26 protein-coding genes and 1 tRNA gene are annotated in these 23393 nt (G+C 68.1%); 16 read left to right on the top strand and 11 right to left on the bottom strand.

Going from position 1 to position 23393, the window contains the following annotated elements; all coding sequences use genetic code 11:
* Positions 1–60: 60 nt before the first annotated feature.
* Positions 61–441: a DUF5830 family protein gene (locus tag APQ99_RS00645; RefSeq protein WP_010903194.1), complete on the top strand. Its 381-nt coding sequence runs from the start codon at positions 61–63 to the stop codon at positions 439–441.
* Here the strand turns inward: APQ99_RS00645 and APQ99_RS00640 are convergent.
* The gene (locus APQ99_RS00640; protein ID WP_010903193.1) at positions 425–1555 is read right to left on the bottom strand and encodes a DUF7115 domain-containing protein; all 1131 of its coding nucleotides are present in this window, start codon (positions 1553–1555) and stop codon (positions 425–427) included. The genes APQ99_RS00645 and APQ99_RS00640 overlap by 17 nt on opposite strands.
* Before the next feature lie 92 nt (positions 1556–1647).
* Between APQ99_RS00640 and APQ99_RS00635 the strand changes: the two genes are divergently transcribed.
* A tRNA-Met gene (locus tag APQ99_RS00635) sits at positions 1648–1805 on the top strand.
* A 67-nt stretch (positions 1806–1872) separates the two neighbouring features.
* On the opposite strand, the gene APQ99_RS00630 is transcribed toward APQ99_RS00635, so the two are convergent.
* Positions 1873–2574, bottom strand: a complete 702-nt coding sequence (locus tag APQ99_RS00630) for a plastocyanin/azurin family copper-binding protein (protein WP_231851027.1) — start codon at positions 2572–2574, stop codon at positions 1873–1875.
* Between the two features lie 385 nt (positions 2575–2959).
* Here APQ99_RS00630 and APQ99_RS00625 point away from each other — a divergent pair, with 385 nt between their 5' ends.
* From APQ99_RS00625 to APQ99_RS00600, 6 genes are all read left to right on the top strand, one after another.
* Positions 2960–3622: an energy-coupling factor ABC transporter permease gene (locus APQ99_RS00625; protein ID WP_010903191.1), complete on the top strand. Its 663-nt coding sequence runs from the start codon at positions 2960–2962 to the stop codon at positions 3620–3622.
* On the top strand, positions 3619–3909 hold the full coding sequence (locus APQ99_RS00620) for an energy-coupling factor ABC transporter substrate-binding protein (RefSeq protein WP_010903190.1): 291 nt from the start codon (positions 3619–3621) through the stop codon (positions 3907–3909). Before APQ99_RS00625 ends, APQ99_RS00620 begins: the two co-directional genes overlap by 4 nt.
* Before the next feature lie 3 nt (positions 3910–3912).
* Positions 3913–4641 carry a cobalt ECF transporter T component CbiQ gene (cbiQ, locus tag APQ99_RS00615; RefSeq protein ID WP_010903189.1) on the top strand — a complete coding sequence of 243 codons (729 nt, stop codon included), beginning with the start codon at positions 3913–3915 and terminating at the stop codon, positions 4639–4641.
* A gap of 54 nt (positions 4642–4695) precedes the next feature.
* Positions 4696–5424 carry an energy-coupling factor ABC transporter ATP-binding protein gene (locus APQ99_RS00610; protein ID WP_010903188.1) on the top strand — a complete coding sequence of 243 codons (729 nt, stop codon included), beginning with the start codon at positions 4696–4698 and terminating at the stop codon, positions 5422–5424.
* A 199-nt stretch (positions 5425–5623) separates the two neighbouring features.
* Positions 5624–5857 carry a hypothetical protein gene (locus tag APQ99_RS00605; protein ID WP_010903187.1) on the top strand — a complete coding sequence of 78 codons (234 nt, stop codon included), beginning with the start codon at positions 5624–5626 and terminating at the stop codon, positions 5855–5857.
* A gap of 55 nt (positions 5858–5912) precedes the next feature.
* Entirely contained in the window at positions 5913–6887 is a 975-nt protein-coding gene (locus APQ99_RS00600; protein WP_010903186.1) for an aldo/keto reductase, read from the top strand.
* A 12-nt stretch (positions 6888–6899) separates the two neighbouring features.
* Here APQ99_RS00600 and APQ99_RS00595 read toward each other — a convergent pair whose 3' ends face one another.
* A complete protein-coding gene (locus tag APQ99_RS00595) occupies positions 6900–7808 on the bottom strand; it encodes a DMT family transporter (RefSeq protein WP_012289364.1) in 909 nt (302 codons plus the stop codon).
* Positions 7809–7926: 118 nt separating this feature from the next.
* Between APQ99_RS00595 and APQ99_RS00590 the strand changes: the two genes are divergently transcribed.
* Complete coding sequence (locus APQ99_RS00590; RefSeq protein WP_010903184.1) at positions 7927–8550, top strand: hypothetical protein; 624 nt, start codon at positions 7927–7929, stop codon at positions 8548–8550.
* 7 nt (positions 8551–8557) lie between these two features.
* On the opposite strand, the gene APQ99_RS00585 is transcribed toward APQ99_RS00590, so the two are convergent.
* A complete protein-coding gene (locus APQ99_RS00585) occupies positions 8558–10810 on the bottom strand; it encodes an NADP-dependent malic enzyme (RefSeq protein WP_010903183.1) in 2253 nt (750 codons plus the stop codon).
* Positions 10811–10940: 130 nt separating this feature from the next.
* On the opposite strand from APQ99_RS00585, the gene APQ99_RS00580 reads away from it, so the two are divergent.
* A complete protein-coding gene (locus APQ99_RS00580) occupies positions 10941–11774 on the top strand; it encodes a COX15/CtaA family protein (RefSeq protein ID WP_010903182.1) in 834 nt (277 codons plus the stop codon).
* On the opposite strand, the gene APQ99_RS00575 is transcribed toward APQ99_RS00580, so the two are convergent.
* Entirely contained in the window at positions 11771–13186 is a 1416-nt protein-coding gene (locus tag APQ99_RS00575; RefSeq protein ID WP_012289363.1) for a replication factor C large subunit, read from the bottom strand. The genes APQ99_RS00580 and APQ99_RS00575 overlap by 4 nt on opposite strands.
* Positions 13187–13274: 88 nt before the next feature.
* On the opposite strand from APQ99_RS00575, the gene APQ99_RS00570 reads away from it, so the two are divergent.
* Positions 13275–13730, top strand: coding sequence for a pyridoxamine 5'-phosphate oxidase family protein (locus APQ99_RS00570; RefSeq protein ID WP_010903180.1), 456 nt, complete (start codon positions 13275–13277; stop codon positions 13728–13730).
* 48 nt (positions 13731–13778) lie between these two features.
* Positions 13779–14351 carry a hypothetical protein gene (locus APQ99_RS00565; protein WP_010903179.1) on the top strand — a complete coding sequence of 191 codons (573 nt, stop codon included), beginning with the start codon at positions 13779–13781 and terminating at the stop codon, positions 14349–14351.
* Here APQ99_RS00565 and APQ99_RS00560 read toward each other — a convergent pair.
* Positions 14348–14836 (bottom strand): GNAT family N-acetyltransferase, encoded by a 489-nt coding sequence (locus tag APQ99_RS00560; RefSeq protein ID WP_010903178.1) that lies wholly within the window; start codon positions 14834–14836, stop codon positions 14348–14350. The genes APQ99_RS00565 and APQ99_RS00560 overlap by 4 nt on opposite strands.
* A 94-nt stretch (positions 14837–14930) precedes the next feature.
* Between APQ99_RS00560 and APQ99_RS00555 the strand changes: the two genes are divergently transcribed.
* Complete coding sequence (locus APQ99_RS00555; protein WP_012289362.1) at positions 14931–15644, top strand: helix-turn-helix domain-containing protein; 714 nt, start codon at positions 14931–14933, stop codon at positions 15642–15644.
* A 62-nt stretch (positions 15645–15706) separates the two neighbouring features.
* Positions 15707–16291 carry an NADPH-dependent FMN reductase gene (locus tag APQ99_RS00550; RefSeq protein ID WP_010903176.1) on the top strand — a complete coding sequence of 195 codons (585 nt, stop codon included), beginning with the start codon at positions 15707–15709 and terminating at the stop codon, positions 16289–16291.
* 1 nt (position 16292) lies between these two features.
* Here APQ99_RS00550 and hmgB read toward each other — a convergent pair whose 3' ends face one another.
* The 4 genes from hmgB to APQ99_RS00530 form a co-directional block, all read right to left on the bottom strand.
* The gene (hmgB, locus tag APQ99_RS00545) at positions 16293–17630 is read right to left on the bottom strand and encodes a hydroxymethylglutaryl-CoA synthase (RefSeq protein WP_010903175.1); all 1338 of its coding nucleotides are present in this window, start codon (positions 17628–17630) and stop codon (positions 16293–16295) included.
* A 69-nt stretch (positions 17631–17699) separates the two neighbouring features.
* On the bottom strand, positions 17700–19700 hold the full coding sequence (locus tag APQ99_RS00540) for an Ig-like domain-containing protein (RefSeq protein ID WP_012289361.1): 2001 nt from the start codon (positions 19698–19700) through the stop codon (positions 17700–17702).
* 49 nt (positions 19701–19749) lie between these two features.
* Positions 19750–20337: a DUF2150 family protein gene (locus APQ99_RS00535; protein WP_010903173.1), complete on the bottom strand. Its 588-nt coding sequence runs from the start codon at positions 20335–20337 to the stop codon at positions 19750–19752.
* A 73-nt stretch (positions 20338–20410) separates the two neighbouring features.
* Positions 20411–21256, bottom strand: coding sequence for a TatD family hydrolase (locus APQ99_RS00530; RefSeq protein WP_010903172.1), 846 nt, complete (start codon positions 21254–21256; stop codon positions 20411–20413).
* A gap of 127 nt (positions 21257–21383) precedes the next feature.
* On the opposite strand from APQ99_RS00530, the gene APQ99_RS00525 reads away from it, so the two are divergent.
* Positions 21384–22091 (top strand): TIGR00266 family protein, encoded by a 708-nt coding sequence (locus APQ99_RS00525; protein ID WP_010903171.1) that lies wholly within the window; start codon positions 21384–21386, stop codon positions 22089–22091.
* A 23-nt stretch (positions 22092–22114) separates the two neighbouring features.
* On the opposite strand, the gene APQ99_RS00520 is transcribed toward APQ99_RS00525, so the two are convergent.
* Complete coding sequence (locus APQ99_RS00520) at positions 22115–22573, bottom strand: NYN domain-containing protein (protein WP_012289360.1); 459 nt, start codon at positions 22571–22573, stop codon at positions 22115–22117.
* 122 nt (positions 22574–22695) lie between these two features.
* On the opposite strand from APQ99_RS00520, the gene APQ99_RS00515 reads away from it, so the two are divergent.
* The gene (locus APQ99_RS00515) at positions 22696–23286 is read left to right on the top strand and encodes a chemotaxis protein CheC (RefSeq protein ID WP_010903169.1); all 591 of its coding nucleotides are present in this window, start codon (positions 22696–22698) and stop codon (positions 23284–23286) included.
* Positions 23287–23393 lie beyond the last annotated feature (107 nt).

Here is a 23393-nt window from a genome sequence, read left to right as displayed (position 1 = left end):
CGGCTTGCCGTGTCACCCCAGCGGGCAACCCTGAAGTGCGCCGTCCCCGGAGTGGGTGGTATGCCCGGGCACAGCGGATCAGACGGGGACACCGACCGGGTTGAGGTCGGTGTGGAACTGCTCGCAGCCCTCGAATTCGAGTCGCTGTCCGTGGCGGACGCCGTCGACCGCATCGAAGCCGTCACCACCAACCCACGGACCACGCGGGCGATCCTCGACGCGGCCGAGCAGCGCGGGCTCATCGAACGCGACGCCGGGCGGATCTACCCCCAGGGTGGCGGACACGTCGACTTCGACGCGGACGTGATCCGGAAAGACGGGGCGTTCTCGTGTCGGCGCTGTGGGTGCTCGCTGTCGACCGGACACTTCATCCAGTTCGATGCGGGAGAAGTCGGGCCGTTCGGGTCGTCGTGTATCCGGATCGTTACTGGTCGGGAATGAGCGCCTGGAGGTCGTCGAGGCGTTCGCGTTGCTCGTCTAAGACTGCCTGCTGGGCGTCGATGACCGCGCGCTGTTGGTCGATGGTATCCGCGAAGTCATCGATGACCGCGTGCTGCTTGTCGATGGTGTCCGCGAACTCGTCGACGACCGCGGTCATGTCCGCGAGTTCGGCCGCGAGTTCGTCCGGATCAACCGCCGGTTCGACGTTCGCGGCCGCCGTCTGGAACCCGCTGGATTCGAACTCCGCGTCGTCGGTGGTGGCCTGAACGCCGCGTTTCGCCCCGCGGGCGTTGCGGTTGCCGGCGGGTTCCGTGTCGTCAGTCCCGCCCGCGCGTTCCATCGCGCCCGCAGCGCCGGCCTGCTGGGCCGCGTTCGCGCCCGCCGCGGGGGCGTCGTCCTCGCCGACGGTGCTGGTGTCGATGGGGTCCACGCCACTGCCGAAGGACACCTCTCCGCCGCCGCTGTCGGTCTGTTCGGGGCTGTTGGCGGCGGCCAACTCGGCCGCGCTGGTGACGTCGTGGTACGCGAACACTGCGTCCTCGACGGCCTCACGGACGGCGCGGAACTTGTCGTTGGGTGCCTTGATGCGCTCCGTTCGCTGGGTCGTTTCGAGGACGAGCTGGCTCGAAACGTTGCCGTCTTCGGTCGACAGCCCGGTCACCGTCTCGAAGACGATCTCCTCGAAGTCGAGCCCCCAGACGGCGGACCCGACGTGTTTGACGACGCGGTTGCTGGTGACGACGAGCGTGAGTTCGCTGAACCGGTACGACCGCCGCACCGTCTCCCCGGCTTCGGTGACGTCGGCGGCGTTCAGCACGCCCGCGAGGATCGGATGCAACACGTCGTCGAGGCTGCCCGACGGCACCGAAAAGGAGTCGTCGCCGTCCAGCCCGTAGTCAAGGCTGATGGTTGCTTTGCGGCGGCCGTCGCTGACCCGGATCGCTTCGGCGTCGTGGGGATACTCCGAGACCGACTCGTCGCTCAGCAACCCATCGTCGGTGTACAGCAGGCTGCGCGTGGGCGTCACGAACAGCGCGTCTTCCCCCTTCAGCGAGACGTGTGCTGCAACGTCCTCATCGCCGAGTGAGGACTGCACGAGCGAAGGTACGTCCATGTAGGCCAGAAGCCACCGGCTCGGCTTAAACCCGGCGGGTGGTCGACGCAGATGAGAACGTTAAAGAACGGGACCACCATACGGCAAGACGAGCCCGGGTGGCTTAGCTGGTCATAGCGCCGCACTCATAGGGTATCGAGCTTCGGTGCGGCATCCCACTGCCACGTGGATGCTCAGCATGTCCGCGAGGCCCGCCGAGCCTCGAACCTGGGACATGCGGAGATCGAGGGTTCAAAACCCTCCCCGGGCACTCCTGCGATACAGCAACCTGGTAGTCGCAACATCGTCCGTTTGATTTCGAAGATCGCCGCCAGCCGTCACTCGACGATGATCGCCCCCCTGCCGCTGAGCTCCGAGTGCGGCGAGCAGAAGTACCGATACGTACCCGTCGAGTTGAACGTGTGCGTGACGTGAACGCCGGGCTCAGATCGGAGCTCCTGAATCCCGATGGCCGCGGATTTGAACGCAACGTTGTGGGCGCCGCCGCTTTCCTCGCCCGCCCACTTCCATTGGACAGTCGTCCCCTCGGGTACTTTCAGCACAAGCGGGTCGAACTGGGTACTGCCCGAGCTGGTGTCGCCCACTGTTACTGTCGTGGTGTCGGTGACAACCGTTCCGTCATAATCGTGGACCGGGGAAAGCCAGCGGTCGACGTCCGGGTAGCCACTGGTCGGATATTCTTCGACGGCGATGATGCCTTTCATGCCGGACTCACGATCCGGCTCCGAGACATACCTGTGTGTACCTATCTCCGTGAACGTGTGTGTGAATGTGTGGTCCTCGGTGGCGGTGGAGTCCCCGCTATCGAAGGCACTGTCAACAGCGATGACGTTGTGGGCGCCGCCGTAGCCGGTCCATTCCCACGTAACAGTTGTTCCAGGTGCAACACGCGTGAGCGCGGGCTGGAACGCGTACGGGAGGTCGTGGCCACCGACTGCGATTGATACTGTGGCGTCGCCGCGGTGGTCGGTCCAGCTCTCCGGCGTGTTCGCGCTCGTCACCCATTCGTGCAGACTCATCTCCGAGGGCTGCGTTTCGGTGTGGGTTGTCGTTGGCTGTTGGTTAGTCGTCCCTGTGGTGGTCCGATCAGTACACCCGGCGATAGCGGCCAACCCACCGGCGACGGCGCTACGGAGGAACGTGCGTCGGTCTGGAGCGCGGCCCATAGCACTCATACCTGGGTGAGTGTTGAAACACGCCTGGGCTGTTGCCACTCGCCCATAATCGGCCACAGTGATTATATGCACGAGTGGGAAACGCGTAGGTTTGCCGTCGGCACGTCATCACAGGGCCTCGTGTTTGTACTGCGCGACGTGGTCCGAACGGACCCACTGGAATACAAATTCAGTTGTTCTATCTAATCCATAATTGTTTTGCGTCGGGCCGAACCACTCACCACTACACATGCACATCATGGAAGGATTCCTCCCCGGAATCTGGGCGCTCGTGTGGTTCGTCGTCGCCATCCCCGTCATCAGCTACGGCGCGCTGAAAACCGCACGCCTCGCGCGCAACGACGAACTAAACAAATCACACATCGCCGTCGCCGCCGCGTTCATCTTCGTGCTGTCCGCCCTCAAGATCCCGTCGGTCACGGGCAGCACATCACATCCCACCGGGACCGGCATCGCGGTCGTGCTGTTCGGGCCCGCAGTCACGGCGTTTCTCTCTGCGATCGTGTTGCTCTACCAAGCCCTCCTGTTGGGTCACGGCGGACTCACGACGCTCGGTGCGAACGTCGTCTCGATGGGCGTCGTCGGCCCGGTGGCCGGCTGGGTCGTCTTCCGCGCGCTGAACCCCTATCTCGACCTCCAGAAAGCAACGTTTGCGGCCGCGGTCATCGCCGACTGGACGACGTATCTCGTGACCTCCATCCAACTCGGCGTCGCGTTCCCGTCCGGGCCCGGTGTCGCCGGCGTTGTCGACTCCATCGTCCGGTTCGCCAGCGTGTTCTCGATCACCCAGATCCCCATCGGCATCGTTGAGGGCGCGCTCGCCGCCGGTCTCATCGGCTACATCGCCATGTCGCGCCAGTCCATCAAGACGCGACTGGGGGTGACAGCATGAACCGCTGGCTCGCCGCCGGTGGCATCCTGTTGGGCGCGCTCGTCGTGTTCTCGTTCGTGAGCGCCGGCGCGTGGGGTGGTGCTGACGGGGTCGCCGGCGACACCATCACGACGATCAATCCGTCCTACGAGCCGTGGTTCCAGAGCCTGTGGACGCCCCCGAGCGGCGAGATCGAGAGCCTCCTGTTCAGCATCCAGGCGGCCGTCGGCGGCATCATCATCGGCTACTACCTCGGGCGTGATCGGCCCCGCGGGCAGTCACAGGACATGGGCTCCGACCTGCCGTAGCGCATGCATCACACGACCATCGAACAGATCCAGGTCGCCGCAACCCCCCGGGTGACCGGCCGGTTGAACGCCTACTTCGCGGTTGCCGCGCTCGTGTTGGTCGTCGCCGCCCCACACCGCCTGGCGTACGCCGGCGCGCTCGCGTGCTTCGGTGCGCTCGGCGTCGACGCCGGCGGCCGCGACTACCTCGGGGTCCTCCGGCTGCCGGTGTACTTTCTGGCCCCGACGCTGGCGCTCATCGCAGTGTTCACCCCCGGACCGGCGGCCGTCAGTGTCGGCCCGCTTGCGGTGTCCTGGCCGGGCATCCAGCGCACGCTCACGACCGGCCTTCGGTCGCTCAGCTCGGTCACGATCCTCAGCTACCTGATCGTGACGACGCCCGTCCCGGAGGTGGTTGGGGCCCTCCAGTCGCTTCGATGCCCCCGATTCGTCGTGGACGTCTCACTGCTCACGTATCGCGCGATCCAAACACTGTTCGACGAACTCGCGCGCCTCGAACTGGCCGCGTCCTCGCGGCTCGGCTTTCGCACTCGCCGGACGACGCTTGCCACGTCGAAGGCCCTCGCGTTCTCGCTGTTCGTGCGCTCGCTGTCGCGGGCCGACGCCCTCGACGACGCGATGCAGGCGCGCGCCTACGACGGGACGCTGCCGACACCAACAACACCAAACACGGGCTACGGATACGTGGGAACTGTGCTTGTGGTGTTGGCAGTCACCGGTTGGGGCGTGTGACCGCAGGTGGCGTGCACGCCTCCAGTCCCCGTTCGCGGGACCCGACTTCTACACATGATTGAAACAACGACCCTACGCTTCTCGCATGGCGACACGACCGTGCTCGACGGTGTGGATTTCACTGCTGAAACCGGCGACGTGACCGTCTTGTTCGGGCGCAACGGCGCGGGGAAGTCGACGCTACTGCGTCACTTCAACGGCCTGCTCGAGCCGGACGCTGGCACCGTTTCGGTGGGCGGCACGCCGATCGCGTACGACGATGACTCGCTGACTGAACTCCGGCTCCGGGTCGGTCTCATCTTCCAGAACCCCGACGACCAGCTGGTCGCACCGACGGTCCAACAGGACATCGCGTTTGGCCCCCGGAACGCCGGCATCGAGGACACCGACCGCATCGAGGACGTCGTCTCGACGTTCGACCTCAGCGAGCAGGCCGAGCGGCTGTGTAACACGCTCAGCGGCGGCGAAAAGAAGCGCGTGTCGCTGGCCGGCGTGCTGGCGATGGACCCCGAGTACGTGTTGCTCGACGAGCCGACCGCGGGCCTCGACGGTGCCGGCTGCCGGACGATCGTGGAGTTCGTGTCCTCGCTGGCCGCCGACGGCATCACGACGGTCATCGCCACCCACGACGTCGGGTTCGGGTTGACCGTCGCGGACACTGTGACCGTGCTCGAAGACGGCGTCATCGACTACCGTGGTGACACGCTGTCCCAGTCGCTCGCCGCGGAGTACGACCTCCGGAGCTACGTCTTCGATGACTGGAGTGATGTCTCCGTGGAGTGACCACCCATCCCATACTCACCAGCGACCCACCGTAACGACACGAGAACAACCTATAAAGTGTCTAAGCACATCTCAACCCCTCATAAAGGGTTGTTTGTTTTACATTTACCGCGATAAACCATGGTGAAACGCGGCCAACCGTCGCCCCCCTATATGGGGTGGGCGGACATACGGTTGCGTACACGAGGTGCCACTCCATATGTCAACCCCATCTCAGTCGTCGCCCACCGGGGCCGTCCCCACGCCCGCCTCCGCAACACTGCTGAAGCCCCTGGAGGTCGCCGGATTCTGGCTGGCCGTCGCGCTCCCGTTCCTCTATCTCCCCCTCATCATCATGGGCCCCCAGTCGGTTCCCGTGCAAACCGCACTCGCCGCGCTGATCGGCGTGCACGCGGCCACGCTGCTGGTCGGCCACCGGCACCGAACCAACTGAGGCGGTGCCACGCGAAGCCGCGTCGCTTAACCGCCCCGTTTCCGTTCCCCGACACATGGGATTGGATGCTGTGCCGCTGGGCCGCACCGGACTCCGCGTCACCGAGCTGGCGTTCGGGACGTGGCGCTTCGGCCGCGAAACAGACGCCGGCGACATCGAGGTGGGCGAACAGCGCGCCCACGAACTGCTCGATGCGTACGCCAACGCCGGCGGCCGGTTCATCGACACCGCCGACATGTACGGCGGCGGCCGCGCCGAACGGTACATCGGCGACTGGCTCGCCGACCGCGACCGGGACCGCTACGTCATCGCCTCTAAAGTCTACTGGCCGACCAGCACCGCCCCGAACGGCCGTGGTCTGAACCGCAAACACCTCCGGGCGAGCGTCGACAACATCCTCGACCGCCTCGGTACCGACTACATCGACATCCTCTACATCCACCGCTGGGACGACGCCACGCCCGCGGACGCGCTCATGCGCACGCTCGACGGGTTCGTCCGCGAGGGCACCGTCCACTACCTGGGTGCCTCGACGTTCCACCCGAACGCCTGGAAGATCGCGAAGGCGAACGAGATCGCCGCCCGCCGCGGCTCCGAGCCGTTCACGGTCGCACAGCCACGGTTCAACGCCGTCAACCGCGAGATCGTCGGGAACTACCTGGAGATGTGTCGGGAGTACGGCCTCGGCGTCGTCCCGTGGTCGCCGCTCGCCGGCGGCTTCCTCACCGGAAAATACGAACGGGATGCCGAGCCACCCGCCGGCAGCCGTGGCGCAACCGACCAGCAGTTCGTCGACTCGTATCTCACGCCGTCGAACTTCGACACCCTGGACGCCGTCGAAGCCGTCGCCGACGCGGTCGACGCGACGCCCGCGCAGGTGTCGCTGGCGTGGCTGCGCCACCACGATCAGGTGGCCGCCCCGATCACCGGCGCGCGCACGCCGGCCCAGTTGCGCGAGAACATGGCCGCCACCAACATCGAGTTGACCGCCACCCAGCGCGACCGCATCACCGACGCGGCCCGGCGCTGACAGCGCCGCCGGTCACTCGCTCAGCGCCCGGAGTTCCGCCGCGATCGCGCGCCGCTTCAGCACACAGAACCCGGTGAAGACGATGCAAAACCCGCCGATGGTCGGTGTGGTGATCGCCTCCCCACGCCACAGGAGCCCGACGGCCGCCGCGAACACCGGCGCAACGTATCCGACGAGGTTGATCTCGATGGGGCCGAGGCTGTCCAGCAGCCGGAAGTAGATCAGGAAGCCGACCGCGCTCGCGCCCACCGAGAGGTACGCGACGGCGAACACCGCCTCCGCGGTCCACGGGATCGTCTGTGGCTCGCCGGCCGCGATGCTGGCGACGTGCATCACGACAGCGCCGAACACCATCGCCCACGCCTCGAGCGCCTCGCTGTCGAGCGCGTCGTCGATCCGCTGGGTGAGGACGCTCCCGAGCGCGAACGACGCCGTCGCGGCGAACACGAGTCCCACCCCCTGCGACGTGGAGCTGACGAGGTTCGACGGGTCCGGGTTCGAGAGCACGACGACGCCGGCCAGCCCGAGACCGAGCCCGACCACGCCGCCGATCGACAGGCGTTCGCCGGGCAGGACCGCACGCGCGAACCCGGCCGTGAGCACCGGACTGAGGCTGACGACGATCGCCGCCACGGCGCTGCTGGTGGTCTGCTCGCCGACGAACAGGAACGCGTGGTAGGCCGCGATCATCAACACCGCGGCGATCCCCACGGTCGTCCAGTCGGTCCGCGACCGCGGCAGCCAGTCGTCGGCCACGAGGGCGGCGTACGCAACCATCACAACCCCGGCCACGTCGTACCGAACGGCCGCGAACAGGATGGGGTGGAAGCCGGCCGCCAGCCCAGCCTTGATCGCGACGAACGCCGACCCCCACAGCCCCGCAAGCACGAGAAACAAGCCCGCAGTCCGGTGGTTCGTCACGCCCGCACTCCGCGCCAGACCGGATTGATACTTTCGGAGGGCGTACGGTTTTGCCGACAGCAGCCGCGGGCACCGACATCGCCGGCAGATTTACACCACAGCGGCGGGTAGACCGTGCATGGCCATTGTGGGCCAACCGAACCTGCGAGAGCTCTTCGACGACGCGCCGACGCCACACATCGCGCACCCGCCACACACCCACCGGCGGGACTTCTACGTCGCCACCGACGGCTCGTACGCCAGCGACGGCGCCGGCCTGGGTGTGATCATCGAAACCCGCGACGGCAGCCGCGTCCTGCGGCGCTCCGTGCCCGACACCGCGCCGGACAACAACGTCGCCGAATACCGGGCGCTGCATCTCGGCCTCGACACGCTGGCCGCGCGCACCCCGCCGGACGCAAGCGTCGGCGTACTCGTCGACCACGACGCGCTCGCCGGCGACGTGAACTCGGCCGTGCTCGCGACGCAACGCCGCGACTACCAGCCGGTGCGTGCGTTCTCGGCCCCACGCGACGCCCGCCACCACTGGCGGGGCATTCGCGCCCGCGTCACCGGGTTCGCGGAGATACGCGCGGCACAAGTCGACAGCAGTCGAAACCCCGCGCACGCGCTGGCGAACGAGCCCAGCCAGTACGCCCACGTCAACGACGAACCGGACCGCTGCCTGCTGCCGGACGCGACCACGTCGACGGAGCCACAGATCCCGCCGCCGTCGCGCTCGGACCGCCCGGCAGGCGACTGACCGCCGGTCAGTCCTCGCGCTGCTGTGCGTCGGCCGCCGCGACGGCCGCGAGGTTCACGATGTCTTTGACCTCGTCGCCGCGCTGGAGCACGTGCACCGGCTTGTTCATGCCCACGAGCATCGGACCGATGGCGTCCGCGCCGCCCAACCGCTGCAAGAGCTTGTACCCGATGTTCCCGGCCTCCAGGTTCGGGAAAATCAGGACGTTCGCGGCGGTGTCCAGGTCGCTGAACTCGTACGACCCCTGGAGGATGTCCTCGACGACAGCGGTGTCGGCCTGCATCTCGCCGTCCACCGGGAAGTCGATGTCGTCGTCCTCGCGGAGCTGCTGTGCCGCCCGCCGGGGTTTTCGGGTGCCCTCGTTGTCCACACTGCCGAAGTTCGAGTACGACAACACGGCCACCCGCGGGTCGACGTTGAACCGGCGCGCGAGGTCCGCGGTGTGCTGTGCGACCTCCGCGAGCACGTCCGCGTCGGGGTCCTGGTTGACCGTTGCGTCCGCGCAGAACACCACGCGGTTCTGGAACGTCAGCATGTACACCCCGGCGACGTAGTCGGTGTCCGGGGCGGTGCCCACGACCTGCAGGGGCGGCTTCAGCGCCGACGGGTAGTGGTGCGTGAGCCCCGTGAGGAAGGCGTCGGCGTCGCCCGCTTCGACCATCGTCGACCCGAGATAGTTGGGGTCCCTGGCGACCAGGGATTCGGCCTCGTTGCGCGTGATGCCCTTGCGCTTGCGGAGGTCATAGAGCGTGTCGGCGTACGCGCTGTGGTCGCCCTCGTCGGGGTCGACGACGTCCGGGTCGAAATCCAGGCTGAGCGCGTCGACGGTGCCCTGGATGGTGTCCCGGTCGCCCAACAGCACGGGGTCGGCGATCCCCGCCTCGTGCATCTGGTGGGCGGCGCGGATCATCTTCTCGTCGCCGCCCTCGCCCAGCGCGATGCGCTGTTGTTCGCTTTTGGCCTTGTTGATGACGATGCGCATCATCTCCCGGCTCTTCCCGAGGCGGGCCTCCAGCTCCTCCCGGTAGTCCACGAGGTCCAACTCGGTGCGCGCGACGCCGGTCTCCATCGCCGCGTCCGCGACGGCGGGCGCGACCTCGAACAGCACGCGTGGGTCCAGTGGCTTCGGGATGATGTACTCGGAACCGAACTGCAGCGGCTGGTCGCCGTAGGCTTTCACCACTTCGTCGGGCACGTCCTGCTTGGCGAGGTCCGCCAGCGCGGTCGCGGCGGCGACTTTCATCTCCTCGTTGATGTCGGTCGCGCGCACGTCGAGTGCCCCCCGGAAGATGAACGGGAACCCCAACACGTTGTTCACCTGGTTGGGGTAGTCCGAGCGCCCGGTGGCCATGATCACGGTGTCCTCGCGGGCGGCTTTCGCGGACTCGTAGTCGATCTCCGGGTCGGGGTTGGCCATCGCGAACACGATCGGGTCGTCGGCCATCGAGCGCACCATCGCCTGGTTCACGATGCCGCCCACGGACAGCCCGACGAAGACGTCCGCGCCCGCCATCGCGTCCGCGAGGTCGCCGCCGCTGTCGGCGGGCTGCGCGAACGCGGCCTTGAACTCGTTGACGTCGCGGTCCTCGGTGATGACTCCCGAGGAGTCACACATCGTGATGTGCTCGCGGTCGACGCCCAGGCTGACGTAGAACTTCGCCGTGGCGATGGCCGACGCGCCGGCCCCCGAGAAGACGACATCGAGGTCGCTGAGGTCCTTGCCCGCGATCTCGGCGGCGTTCAACAGCGCCGCCCCGGAGATGATGGCGGTGCCGTGTTGGTCGTCGTGGAACACGGGCACGTCCATGGCGTCGCCGAGCCGGCGCTCCACCTCGAAGCACTCCGGCGCTTTGATGTCTTCGAGGTTGATGCCGCCGAACGTGGGTTCCATCGCCGAGACGGTGGCAACCAGCTCGTCGGCGGTCGCCTGATCCAACTCGATGTCGAACACGTCGATGTCCGCAAACCGCTTGAACAGCACGCCTTTCCCCTCCATGACGGGTTTTGCGGCTTGCGCGCCGATGTCGCCGAGCCCCAGGACCGCCGACCCGTTGGACACGACCCCGACCATGTTGCCCTTGGTGGTGTGAGTGAACGCCTCCGTGGGGTCGTCGGCGATGGCGCGACACGGCGCGGCCACGCCCGGCGAGTACGCCAGCGAGAGGTCACGCTGGGTGTTCGTCGGCTTGGTGGTCGAGATCTCTACTTTGCCCGGTGGATCGCTGGCGTGGTAGTCCAGCGCGTCATCATCGAGTCCCATACGTGACCCAGCGCTGGCGTCCCGCAAAAACCTGTCCCAACGCGTCGTATTCGTCTTCGTCACCTGTCGAACTCGGGGCGGGGGCGACGAACCCGACACGCATACGTACGGCCGCCCAAAACCCTCCCATATGGCTCGTCGCTCCTACCAGCTCGCGGCCGTGACCGCCGTGCTCACGTTCGCACTCATTCTCCTCGGGGAGTTCACCGCTGTCTCGGGCTCCGGAGCCACGTGTGGCCTCCAATGGCCCGACTGTAGCGGCCAGTTCCTCCCGTTCGGCCTGCCAGTCAACGACTTCATCGAACAGTTCCACCGCTCGGTCGCGATGGTCGTCGGGTTCTTCATCCTGGGCACCGGCGCGGCCGCCTACCGGAACTTCGACGCCCGCGACATCAAGCTCGCGGGCGTCCTCGCGATCGTCCTGTTGCCCCTGCAAGTGATCCTGGGCGGCACGACGGTCACGTTCAGCGGGCTCGTGCCCGGCGGCTACCAGCCACTCACGCAAGCCGTCCACCACCTCGCCGCCATGGCCATCCTGGGCACCGTCACCTACACCGCGCTCCGCATGCGCGACGCCGCCGGGATCGGCCTCGGACGCGTCAGAACGGCCGTGCTCGCGGCGCTCGCAGTGCTCCCGTTCGAGGTGGCGTTCTCCCGGGGCACCATCTTCACCGTGTACGGCTCCTGGATCCAGATCATCCACCACACCTTCGAGCTGGCGCTGTTCACGGCCGCGTTCACCGCGTTCGTCTGGTCGCTCCGGCGCAACGCCACCCGCAGCGCCGCCGCCACCGGCGGTGTCGCGCTCCTGTCGACCGCCCAGGTGCTGCTGGGCGTCGGGCTCTTCCCGTTCGGCCCCACGATCCAGCTGGCGTACTACGCGCTCGCGGTCGTCATCGCTGCCCTCCTCGTCGCGACCGCGCGGATCCGCGCGCACGCCCCGCCGACGGCAGCCACGGCCTAGAAGAACTCGTCGAGACCGCGCTGGCTGTCGGCTCCGGTGTCTTCGTCGCCGTCAGTAGTTTCGTCGGCGGCGCTGTCCTCGTCGGTGTTGTCCTCGCGGACCGCGCCCGCGAACGCCCCCTCCGAGTGGTCGACCGCCGCGTCCGTCCGGCGCTCCTCGGCGTCCGCCACGATCGACGCCACCTTGTTCGTCGTCTCCCCGGAGCCCGTGACGAACGCCACGTGCTCGGTGTCCAGTTCGTAGGCGGCCGCCATCGCCACCGTCAGCTCGCGGTTCTTGCAGTGGTGGGTGAGCACCCTGAGAAACGGGAGGACGTCGTTGCGCGCGGTCGCCATGCTGCAGCCGGCGGTCTCCGCGATGTGGCGCGCGACGTAATCACGCTTCTCCCGGGTCGCCCGCGAACTCCCGAGCTTCCGCCAGTAGCTCGGCGGCCCGTACCGCGTCCAGCCGCCGTGGTCGTGGCGGCGCGCCGCCGCCACGCCGGCGGCCACGTTGTCCGTGGCGTAGCGCCAGTACGCGTAGTTCTGGGTCGCCCGCACGCGCCCCAGCCAGACGTCGGCGTTCGAGAGGAACTCGTAGGCGTCCGCGAGCTCGCCGCCGCGGTAATCCTTGGGCACGTTGTCCGCCACCCAGCTCAGGAGATCGTCGGGCGTCTCGTCGACATCGTAGGCCGCCTGCAGCGCCTCCCGGGCGCTGTGCGTCGCGATGACGTCGTCCAGGTAATCGAAGACCCCCTCGGTGCGGTCGCGTTCGCCCATCACCACGTCGTCGGCGGTGAGCGTGCGGTCCTGCTCGGCGAGCGCCTGCAGGTCGTTGACCGCCGACCGCAGGTCGCCCGCGTTCTGCTCAGCGATCGCCGCCAGCGCGTCCTCCTCGTAGGTCACGTCCTCCCGGCGGCAGACGTCGCGCAACACGGGCACGATCGACCGCTTCGAGACGTCCCGGAACTCGATCTCCCGGCAGGCGCTGCGCAGCGACGAACTCATCTCGTAGTATTCGTTGGCCACCAGGACGATGGGCTGTGGGGCGTCATCGACCAGCCGCGTGATCGCCGCGCTGCCGCCGCGGTCGATGTTCCCGTGGAGGTTGTCCGCCTCGTCCAACAACACGAGCTTCCGGCCGCCCGAGCCGCCGGTGAGCGTGCCCGATCTGGCGGCCTCCCCGGCGACGCGCTCGACCACGTCGGCCGTGCGCTGGTCGCTGGCGTTCAACTCCACGACGTCCCAGCCGGCGTCGTTCGCGAGCGCGTGGGCCGCCGACGTCTTCCCGATGCCGGGGCTGCCGTGAACCACCACCGCCTCGCGGTGGTCGGGCCACGTCTCCGCCCACTCCGCCAGCGCGTCCCGGGCCGTGTCGTTTCCCCGCACCTCCGACAGCGACGCCGGACGGTACTTCTCCGTCCAATCTACCATTGACACTCCGTACGCGGGAGTTCGGGTTAGGTGTTGCGGAGCACCGGCCACTACAGTTTTGCCCCACCGCTCGGTAGCTACGCATGGCATGACTGACACGACCGCCGTCCACCTGGAGCCCGACGACCGCGACGCGTTCCTCGCGCCCGGCGGCACCGGCGTGCTCTCGTTCGGACGCGAGGACGCCGGCCCACCGCACTCGCTTCCGGTTTCGTACGGCTACGACCCCGACACCGAGTCGTTTTTCTTCCGGCTGTCCTACGGCGACGACACCGACAAGCCGGACCCGGAAACGACGCCGCTTGACGTGTCGTTCGTCGTCCACGACGAGGCCGACCACGGCTGGTGCAGCGTGGTGGCCCACGGCCGCCTCCAGCCGACGGACGCCGACGCCATCTCGACCACGGCGCTTTCCGCGCTCCGGCGCGTCGACATCCCGCTTTTGGACACCTTCGATCGGCCGCTTGTCGAAACCGAGTTCCTGTTCTTCCGGCTGCACCCCGACGCCATCACCGCACGCGCCGACGCCCCACCCACCACGTAGCCCGCCGTCCCCAGAAGTGACTTGCCGGCAGGGACACCACGGGCTGGTATGCAGTCAGTTGAAACCGCGCCGACGACACGCCCCGCCACGCTCCCAGCCGCCATCGGCGGCATCACCGCCTACGTGGTGGGGTACGCTGTCACGTACCTCTGGCAGTCCGACGCCGTCGGGGCCGCCCTCCAGTCGTACAACGCCGTTCTCGCCCTGCTCGGCGGCGACCCCATTCCCACCTGGACGGCCGTCGGGTGGCTGTTCTACAACGCCCACGCCGTCGCGTTCTCCACACCCGCGGTCGGCGGCAGCCGGCTCTCTCGGAACCTCATCATCGACGGAAACGCGCCCCTGGTGTTGCTCCTCGTTCCCGCGGGCCTGCTGGTCGTCGCGGGCTTCATCGCCGGCCGACACGACGGCACCCCGCGTGCGGACCGTGGGTTGCGCGTCGGCGTGCGGGTCACCGCCGGCTACGCCGTCGCCGCGGTGCTCGGGGTCGCCCTGTTCCGGTTCACCGCCGGCACGGCAACCGTTCACGTCGAGTACGCGCTGGGCGTGCTCGTTGCCGGCATCGGCTACCCCGCGGTGTTCGGTGCGGCCGGTGGCGCGCTCGCGGCCGTCACGCGCTAGCAGTCCCGGGCGACCAACTCCCCCCAGTGCTCGAAGCCGTGGCGCTCGTAGAACGCCGCCGCGCGCTCGTTTTCGCCGTCCACGTCCAATACGAGCCGGTCCAGGGGCAGCGACTGGCCGGCAACCACCTCGCGGGCCGCCGCCAGCAACTCGTCGGCCACCCCACGTCCCCGGTGCGCGTCGCGGACGAAAATCTCGTTGAGAACCGCGGCGTCCCAGATGAACGCCAACGACTCGGGCAGAACGAACACGTACCCGACCAGCCCGTCCTCGGACTCGGCGACCTGCACGCACGCCGGGGACTCCGCGACGCAGTCGGCCACCCAGTCCAGCCACCGCGCCCGGTAGTCCGCGGTGAGCTTGTCCGCGTACTGCTTGGCTTTCGATTCGTCCCCGGTGCCGGCACCCAGGCCGCGCTCGAACGCCCGTTTGAGCTCCCAGAGGTCGGCTTCGTCCGCCGGCGTGTACGGTCTCACGTCCACCATGCCCGCGCCTTCCAGCCGCCGCGGGTTAGCGGTTGCTGTCCGCGCTGGGGTCGTCTTGGATGGTTTTTTCCCGGGCGTCAGCCAAACCGAGGGCATGGATACCGACGACGACCCACGGGAGGGGCTTGCCGTGCGCATCTCCGGGGAGGTCACGCTCAGCGACGACCCCGGGGCCACGCTCCGGAAGTGGCGCACCGACTTCGACGTCTCCCAGACCGCGCTCGCGGACGAACTCGACGTGTCCTCGTCGGTCATCTCGGACTACGAGAGCGGCCGCCGGGAGAGCCCCGGGATCGCGCTCGTCAGCCGCCTGGTGAACGCGCTGCTCGACATCGACGAGCGCCGCGGCGGCACCCACATCGGGCAGTTCGCGCGCGTGCTCTCGGCGGGCTTCGACAGCGACGTTGTGCTCGACCTCCGCGAATACCCGGCCGCCGTCGAACTGGATGCCCTCTACGACGCCGTCGACGCCACGGAAGTCGTTCCCGGGGACCGGGACACGGTCTCCGGGCACACCGTCATCGACTCGATCAAAGCCATCCAGCGCCTCTCCGGCGACGGCTTCTACCGGCTCTACGGCCAGTCGACCAGCCGCGTGCTCGGGTTCACGAACGTCTCCCGCGGGGAGAGCCCGCTGGTCGCGATGCGGGTCGTGGACCCAACGCCCAGCGCCGTCCTGCTCCACGGGCTGTCCCCCGACGACCTCTGGGAGCACGCGCCGGCGCTCGCCAAGCGCGACGGCTTCTCGCTGGCCGTCACCGAGATGCCGGTCGAGGACATGCTCGCGTCGCTTCGCCAACACGCCTAGGGAGCTACAAAAACCCAGTTCCGCGAGCGCTTATACGTCCCCCGCCGTACGTGCGGGATACGATGACTGTCGACACACACGTCGTTGCGATCTGTGGAAGCCTCAGCGACGACTCCGGCACGCGAACCGCGCTGCGAACCGTCTTCGACGGTGCCACCGCCGTGACCGACACGGAAGTCACGACCGACCTGATCGACCTCCGGGAGCTGTCGCTGCCGCCGCGGGACGGCGACGACCGCGACGCCGGCGACGCGCCCGCGCTCCGCGCCCGTGTCGCCGACGCCGACGCGCTCGTGCTCGGCACCCCGATGTACCACGGCAGCTACAGCGCCCCGCTGAAGAACGCCCTGGACTACTGCGGCCGCGACGAACTCGGCGGGACGACCGTGGGGCTGGTGTGCGTCGCCGGCGGCGGGTTCCCACGGCAGGCGCTGAGCCACCTCCGCGGGGTGTGTGATGCCCTCGACGCGTGGACGCTGCCCCACCAGGTCGGCGTCCCGAACGCCGCCACGACGATCGGCGACGGCGAGATCACCGACGACGACATCGCGGCCCGCGCCCGCACGCTCGGCGAGCAGGCGGTCGCCTACGCCAACGTCGAGTCGTTCCCCGAGCTGACCGCCGCCGGGGCGTCGCCGTCGCAGTAGCTCACTCGACGTACGTGTACTTGCGCTCGTTCATCGGCCCCCAGCCGTCGAAGACGAACTCGGCGTCGGGCTGCGTGAACGGCTCAAGCTCCACGCTTTTCTCGTGGTTGTGGCGGTCGTGGACCTGCTCGTATTCGGCGAAGCTGATGTCGTAGCGCTGCTCGATCTGCTCGTCAATCGTCGACGCCGCGACGGCCTCCGTGAAGCCGTCCTGGACGGTTTCGCTGTGGATCTCGGCTTGTGCGCCGGAGCCATACGACGCCACCAGGAGGCGCTTGCCCGCGAGGTCGATGCCGTTCTCGGCGGCGTGTTTGAGCGCGCTGAACCGCGCGAGATGCACGGAGCCGGTGTACCAGTTTCCGACCTGGCTGGAGATCGACAGCGTCGGCTGGATGGCCGCGTCGTACCACTCGCGGTAGGCGTCGGTGTCAGTGAGCCCGTCGACGTACTCGCTGATCGCGTCCTCGAAGGCGTCGTCGGAGTCGAAGCGCTCGCGGCGGGGCTGGCGGCCGATGTCGGCGGCGAGTTCCTCCTCGATGTCGGTGCCACGGATCATGTGGCGGTAGCCCAGGACGGCGGCCTTCCGCACCATCCCCGGGAACGGCGTGTGGAACGGGATGAACGCGTAGTCGTCGGGGTGTGACGCGCCCGTCGCGCGTTCGAAATCCTGGAGGGATTCGCGCATCCGCGCGAGGTAGACCTGCATCGAGCGCTTGCCGTCGACGCTCGGGAACTGCTGGTTGGGCTTCAGGAAGTCGGTTTCGTCGGCGGAGCCGTAGCCCTGCTCGGTCGACAGCTCCACGATGTCGGGGTCCTCGGTGATCCACATCGCGACCGCGCCCGCGCCCTGCGTGGCTTCGCCCGAGGAGTCCCGGGCGTACAGCGCGGTGTCGGTGGCGATGACGAGCGCGCCCCGGCCGCGGTTGCGCCCGGCGAGGATCCAGTTCACGGCGTCGTCGAGGCTCTGGGTGCCAGCGATGCACGCGAACTTGCGCTCGCCCTTGTTGGCGTGATGGAAGTCGCCGTCGTACACCTGTTCGAGGCAGCCCGCGATGTACGTCGACACCGGCTTGGAGTTGTCGAACGCGGACTCCGTGGCCACGTCGATGCGGCCGACGTCGGCGGGTTCGAGGCCCTTGCGCTCCAGCAGTCGGTGCGCGGCGTTCGCGCCCATGGTCACGATGTCCTCGTAGGCGTCCGGGAACGACGACGCGTGCAGCCCCAGGCCCTTCGTGTATTTCTCGGGATCGTCGCCCATCTCGGGGGCGAACGTCTCCGCGAGGTCGAGTTTCAGCTTCCCCGTGTGGATCTCGATGGCGTCGATGCCGACGCTTGTCATGAGCGGGCGTACTCGAGAATACCTTATGGGTTTGTCGATGGCTTGTTCGACGATAGTCGAACGCTAGTGTCAGGGGAAATACACGTCGCGGGCGGTGTTCCCGTCCGCATCCGTCACAGTCATCCGCACCGCCACAACCCGTGGCCCGAACCCCGGGATCGTGAACTGCTCTGCGACTGACTCGCCAGCCGCAGACTTCGTCTCCCCACGGACCAGGCCACTGGCATAAACAATCTCCCCCGATATCGTCGACAAGTCACTATCGCCGTTCGCGTTCGCAGTCCCCTCCACATTGACCTGTCCGAAACCCCTGGACACGTCGGTAATCGTCACCTCGGGGAAGTTCTCTCCGGACGGCTTGTAATCCCCTGTCACGGCGAACTCCCGGCTCCCGCTCGTCGAGCCGCGCCGGTAGCTCACCAGCACGCGAACGTCTTCATCAGTGATGTCGACGGGATCGCTAATTATAGGGCCGCTGACGGGCCTGTAGAACTCCCCGATCTCGACGGTCGCCTCCTCCCCTGGTGACACGTCGACCGAGCCGCCAACGGCCGTGGTCAACGGCACTGGGTCTAACCCAACTCCACTCTCCTCCCGCCCTTGCTCCTCGCGGCTTCGCTCCGTCGACAGTGTCATGCCTCGCGGTCCCAGGTACGCGTACTCGCTGCCCGTTGTCTGCACGTCGACAAACGTCTGATTCCCGTCCTCGGCCTCGACGTACAGCTCACTCGCCCGCCGGCCCTCCGATCCGACATCGTCGGAGAGCAAGTCGATCGACCCGTCCTCGGGCAGCACGGACACGTCGGTGATCGTCACCGCGTCGCTGAACTCGTTTCGCACCGTGAAATTGAACCCCCCAGTCACCCCGTCGTCGTTCATATCAAAGACGGTCGACCCGCCGACGCGAACCAGATCCCCCCCGCCGTCGCCGGAGACGATCGTCTCCTGGTCGACGGTCACGTTCACGAACCGCTCGGCGGTCGTCCCCGAGGCGTTCACCAGCTCGAAGCTGACCCGCTCGCCGCCTCCCGTCACCGGTCGGCCGTCGTCCCGCAACGCAAACGTCGCGCGCCCGTCCTCGCCGGTCGTCTGCACGGCCTTGGTCACCCGCCCGGACCGACTCACCACCGACGCCCCCGCGACCGGGTTGTTGAACGCGTCCCGCGCCGCCACGGTGACTTGGTCGCTGTCGTTGCCCACCAGCGTCAAATACCGCGGCCCCGGACTGGGCGGCGTCTCGCCAACCCCGACGCGCGCGGTCTGCAGCGTGTACGGCCCGCCGGTTTCGAGCGTGATGTTCACCCGGTTCGGCCCGGCGTCCACAACCGAAACCCCGCTCCGGCCGCCGAGCCCGGTCTGGGACCGCAGCGTCGCCGCTGACACCGTCGTCGGCACCGACACCGTCACCGGCTGGGCAGCGTCTTTCGGCTCCACCTGCACGCGCTTGTGGGGCGCGCTCACGGCCGCCGGGCTGACAGCCACCGCCCCGGCCTGCGCGGTGTCCAACGACCCAGCCACCGACACCAGCGTGATCGTGTCCCCGCGAACCAACACCTGATCGGTCTGCAACACCGACGACCCCTCGTCGGCGTAGTAATCAGCAAGCAGCGTCGCCGTGTACCGCGTCGTCGGTGCCGTCTGGAACTCGTTGTACCCCGGCGTGTACGAGATGTACTTGGTCGTCGCGGTCCACGTTCCGTTCAGGTAATCCCGGGTTTCGGCGTTCGTCGCCGCGACGTTCGACACGCGGATGGTGCCGTCGGCGTACGTCTCGGTCGCCAGCCGCCCCGCCGGCGACGGCGGGTTGATGCTGAACACGCGAGACGGATACGTCGTCCCCAGCGTGACCGACACCGGGCGCGCGTCGCCAGCGGACGCGGTCCCCAACACGGAGTTCCGCAACTGCACGAGGTCGTCCTGGACCTGCTGGCTGTGTTTGTACTCCACGTCCGCGTTCTGCGCTGGGACGACCGTCGCCTGATAGACCGCAAGCGCGATAATGATGGTGGCAAACAGCAACACAGCCCCCACTTGCACCGTCACCCCACGCGTGTCGTCCCTGAATCGCACTGTTCGACGACATCGGACAGCGACGGATATAAACGCGGCGGCTACTCGCTCACTCCCCGCTCTCCTCGTCCTCGATGACTTCGGGGTCCGAGAGCGCGCTCTGCAGGCTGTCGAGGCCGTTCACCCACTCGGTGACCAGCCCGTACTCGACCTCCTCCAGCACCGCCATGTCGAGTTCGTCACCGTCGATGACGCGCGTCCCGCCGGCGGCCACCAGTCCGAGCGCGCGGTCGAGGTCCTCCTCGGCTTCCGCCTCGACGGCCGCCCGCACGTACTCCATGACCGGTGCGTCGTCGGCGACACCGTCCGCGACGTACTGCTCGGCGCTGTAGAACACCGCGACCAGACTCGTCTGGACGCCATCGACCAACATCAGCTTGTCCTCGTCGTCGAACGCGGGCTCCGCGAGCACGACGTCCCGAATGTCCGCGAGCTCGTCCACCGCTTCGGACTCGCTGACGGCCTCGCTGTCGTACGCGTTCAGGATCTTCGCGGCGGCGATCGCCACGTCGTCCTGGAGGTTCAACAACAGCCGCGCGGAATCCTCGTCTTCGGGATCCAGCTCCTCCTCGCGGAGCCGATCCAGCCAGTTCTGCCAGCGTTCTTCGGAGTAGAACTCCTCTTCGGGGGCACTCATACCCGAACGGGTGGCCGCGCGAGACAAAGGCCTTTCCTTCACCGCGCAGCCAGCGTGTGCTCACACGCCCCAGTCACCCATCTAGGGTGGCCTCGGTGTCGATGCCGTAGACCGCCGCCGGTGTTTCGACGTGCGCGCGCCGAACGGCGTCCTCGTGGCCGGATTCGAGGAGCCACCGCACGCGCCGCGGCACCGTCTTCGGCCCCATCACCGCGCCCGGCCGGTCGGCGTCGTCGATGAAATCCGTCTCCATCAAGAACCGCTCGCCCGACCCAACGGCGTCCTGGAGGTACTCCTTGTCGCACATCACGCTGGGCGTGCAGCCCGACAGCCGGCCACTCGCGTAGTGTTTCACGACCGCCTCGGGTGCGAGCCCGGCCGCCGAAGCCCACTCGCCGACCGCGGTCAGGTCGTCGGTGGACTCGGTGTGCAACTGCAGCGAGACGCCCACGTCCGCCGCGCGCTCGCAGGCGTGTCGGATCACCGCGTTCGACGCCTCCCAGACGGCGCTGCTGACGTCGTAGTGTGGGCGCCCCGACTTCAGCGCGACCGCCCGCCCCTCGCTGGCGACCGCGGCGGCCGCGTCGATGCCCGCACACATGAGGTCCCGGGCCTCCCCGGGAGAGAACCCGCGCTCCTCGACCAGCCGGGAGACCAGCCCGGGATGCACGCCGAGCACCGGCCACGCCTCCCCGTCCAGGATCTCGCGGGCCGCCTCGACGAGGCGCGCTGTCTCCTCGAATACCGGCCGGAAGTCCGCGCCGGTGTCGGGCTCGACGCCGAGGTGCCAGGAGGGTTTGTTCACGACGAGCAGGTGCGTGCCGCCGGCCCGCGCGAAGTCACGGACCGCGTCGAGCCCCTGGTTCTCGGCGTCGAGGTGGAGGTGGTCGTCGAGCACCGGCTGGTCGAACTCGCTCATGCACGGCGGTTCGCGCCTGCCCCCCGAAAGGCTGTCCGTCCCGGGTCGTCGCCGGGCCGCTGCACGCTGTAAGGCCGCGGCCAACGCTTAACCCCGATGCCCCGGAACGTCGAGGTGGACTCCCAGTATGCACGTCGACATCACCCACCGTCCGTCGTACGCGCACCTCGTCGTCGACCTCGATCCCGGCGAATCCATCCTCGCCGAACCCGGGGCGATGGTGAGCCATTCCGCGGGCGTCAGCATCGACACGTCGACCACCCGTGACGGCCTCCTCAGTTCCGCGAAGTCCATGCTCGGCGGCGAGTCGGCGTTCGCCAACGAGTTCGCCGCCGACCACGAGGCCGGCCGGGTCACACTCGCACCGCCGAAACCCGGCGACATCGCGCAGCACGACCTCGACGGTGAGACGCTGTACGCCGTCGACGGTGCGTTCCTCGCGTCCGACCCCAGCCTCGACGTGGCCTCCGAGTTCGGCGGCCTGAAGTCGCTGCTCGCGGGCGCAAGCATCACACCGCTGGCGCTCTCGGGCACCGGCACGGTGTTCCTTGAGGCGTTCGGCGGCATCGAGCGGGTCGACCTCGACCCCGGCGAGTCCTACGTCGTAGACAACGAACACGTCGTCGCCTGGGAGGAGTCCGTGGACTTCGACGCCCGCCGCGTCGGCGGCCTGAAGTCGACGCTGCTCAGCGGCGAAGGGCTCGTAATGGAGTTCACCGGCGGCGGCTCCGTCTGGTACCAGACCCGCGGCCTCGACGCGTTCACGAGCATCATCGCCGGCGCGCTCCCCATGACCGAGCACGACTCCGACGGCGGCATCGACATCGACATCTGAGCCGGCGACGCCTGTGCGCCCGCCTACTCGTCGCCGCCGAGCACGACTGCGTCCGTCGCCGCGTTTCGGAGGGCGTCCGACCGGCCGTGCTCGCCCGGGGCGATGGCGAGCGTGCGCACCCCGCGGCGCTCGGCCTGCTCGAAGACCGGTTTGAAGTCGGTGTCCCGGGAGGCAACGGCCAGCACGTCCACGCCGTCGTCGAGCACCAGCTCCGTCGCGTCCACCGCGAGTTTCACGTCCACGTCGCCGCTGGTCACGCGCACGTCGTACCCTCGGGCTTCCCCGGCCTGGATGAGCGGCGGCGTCGCGTGCTCGTCGAGGTAGAGCCGCGTCACGGCCAGCGGGCCGACTTCGCCGGCGATCTCCCGGACGTCGTCTAAGTCCACGTCGAACTCGTCGCGCAACACGTTCGGGCCGTCGACGAACAGCGCCACCCCGCCGGGCGTTTCACGATCCGCACGCAGCTCCCGCAGTCGGTCCATACGCCCGCTGGGCGGTCCCCGGCCAAGAGCGTGCCGGAACGACCCCGCTCTCCCGTTCGGTGTCGGACTCCGGCTGGCGGCAACCGGCAATATAAGTTTCGGCATCGCCAACTTGCGTGCGTATGAGTGCCACGATCGAGCTGCGTGCGTTCCGTGACATCAACGAGCTGGCGGACGCAAGCGCGGCGACCGTTCGCGGACACATCGAACAACTGGCCGGTGTTGAGGCCGCCGTCTCGGTCACTGGGCTGACCTTTCTCGCACCCGAAGACCTCGGGCAACACCTCGGCACAGCCCAAACGTACGCCGCCTCGGTTCCCCTCGAATCCCGCCCGCACGGCGTGTTCTGCCTGAACCTCGGTGACACGGGCGGTGCGGCACTCGCCGAACAGATGACCGGCACGGAGATCGCCGGGACCCTCTCGAACATGCAGGAGAGCGCGCTCAAAGAGCTGATGAACATCCTGGCGTCGGGGTTCCTCGACGGGATCGCGAACTCCCTGGGGATCGAGATCATCCACGGACCCCCGACTGTATACCACGACTCCGGGCCGGTGATCGCCGACACCCTCCGCCCGTCCGGCACCGAGCAGCCGCTTTTGATCATGGTCAACCTCGGGGTGGAGCTCCCGGCGCTCACCGAGACTCCAGTGACGTTCTACCTGATCCCGTCCGCCGACGAGTTCGCGTCGCTGCTCAACGACCTCTCGTAGCCACCGCCACAGCGGGCGGCGCTCGACATCGTGAACGCCGACACGCCGCCGTTTCGTATCGCGTCCAGTGGTTTATGCCATCGCGGGGGACGCACCAGCACACCTGT

This window comes from Halobacterium salinarum DSM 3754, from assembly GCF_008124605.1.
In the GTDB taxonomy this organism is placed as follows: domain Archaea; phylum Halobacteriota; class Halobacteria; order Halobacteriales; family Halobacteriaceae; genus Halobacterium; species Halobacterium salinarum.
Note: the sequence above shows the minus strand (reverse complement) of the source record. Positions and strands in the feature narration are given on the sequence as shown.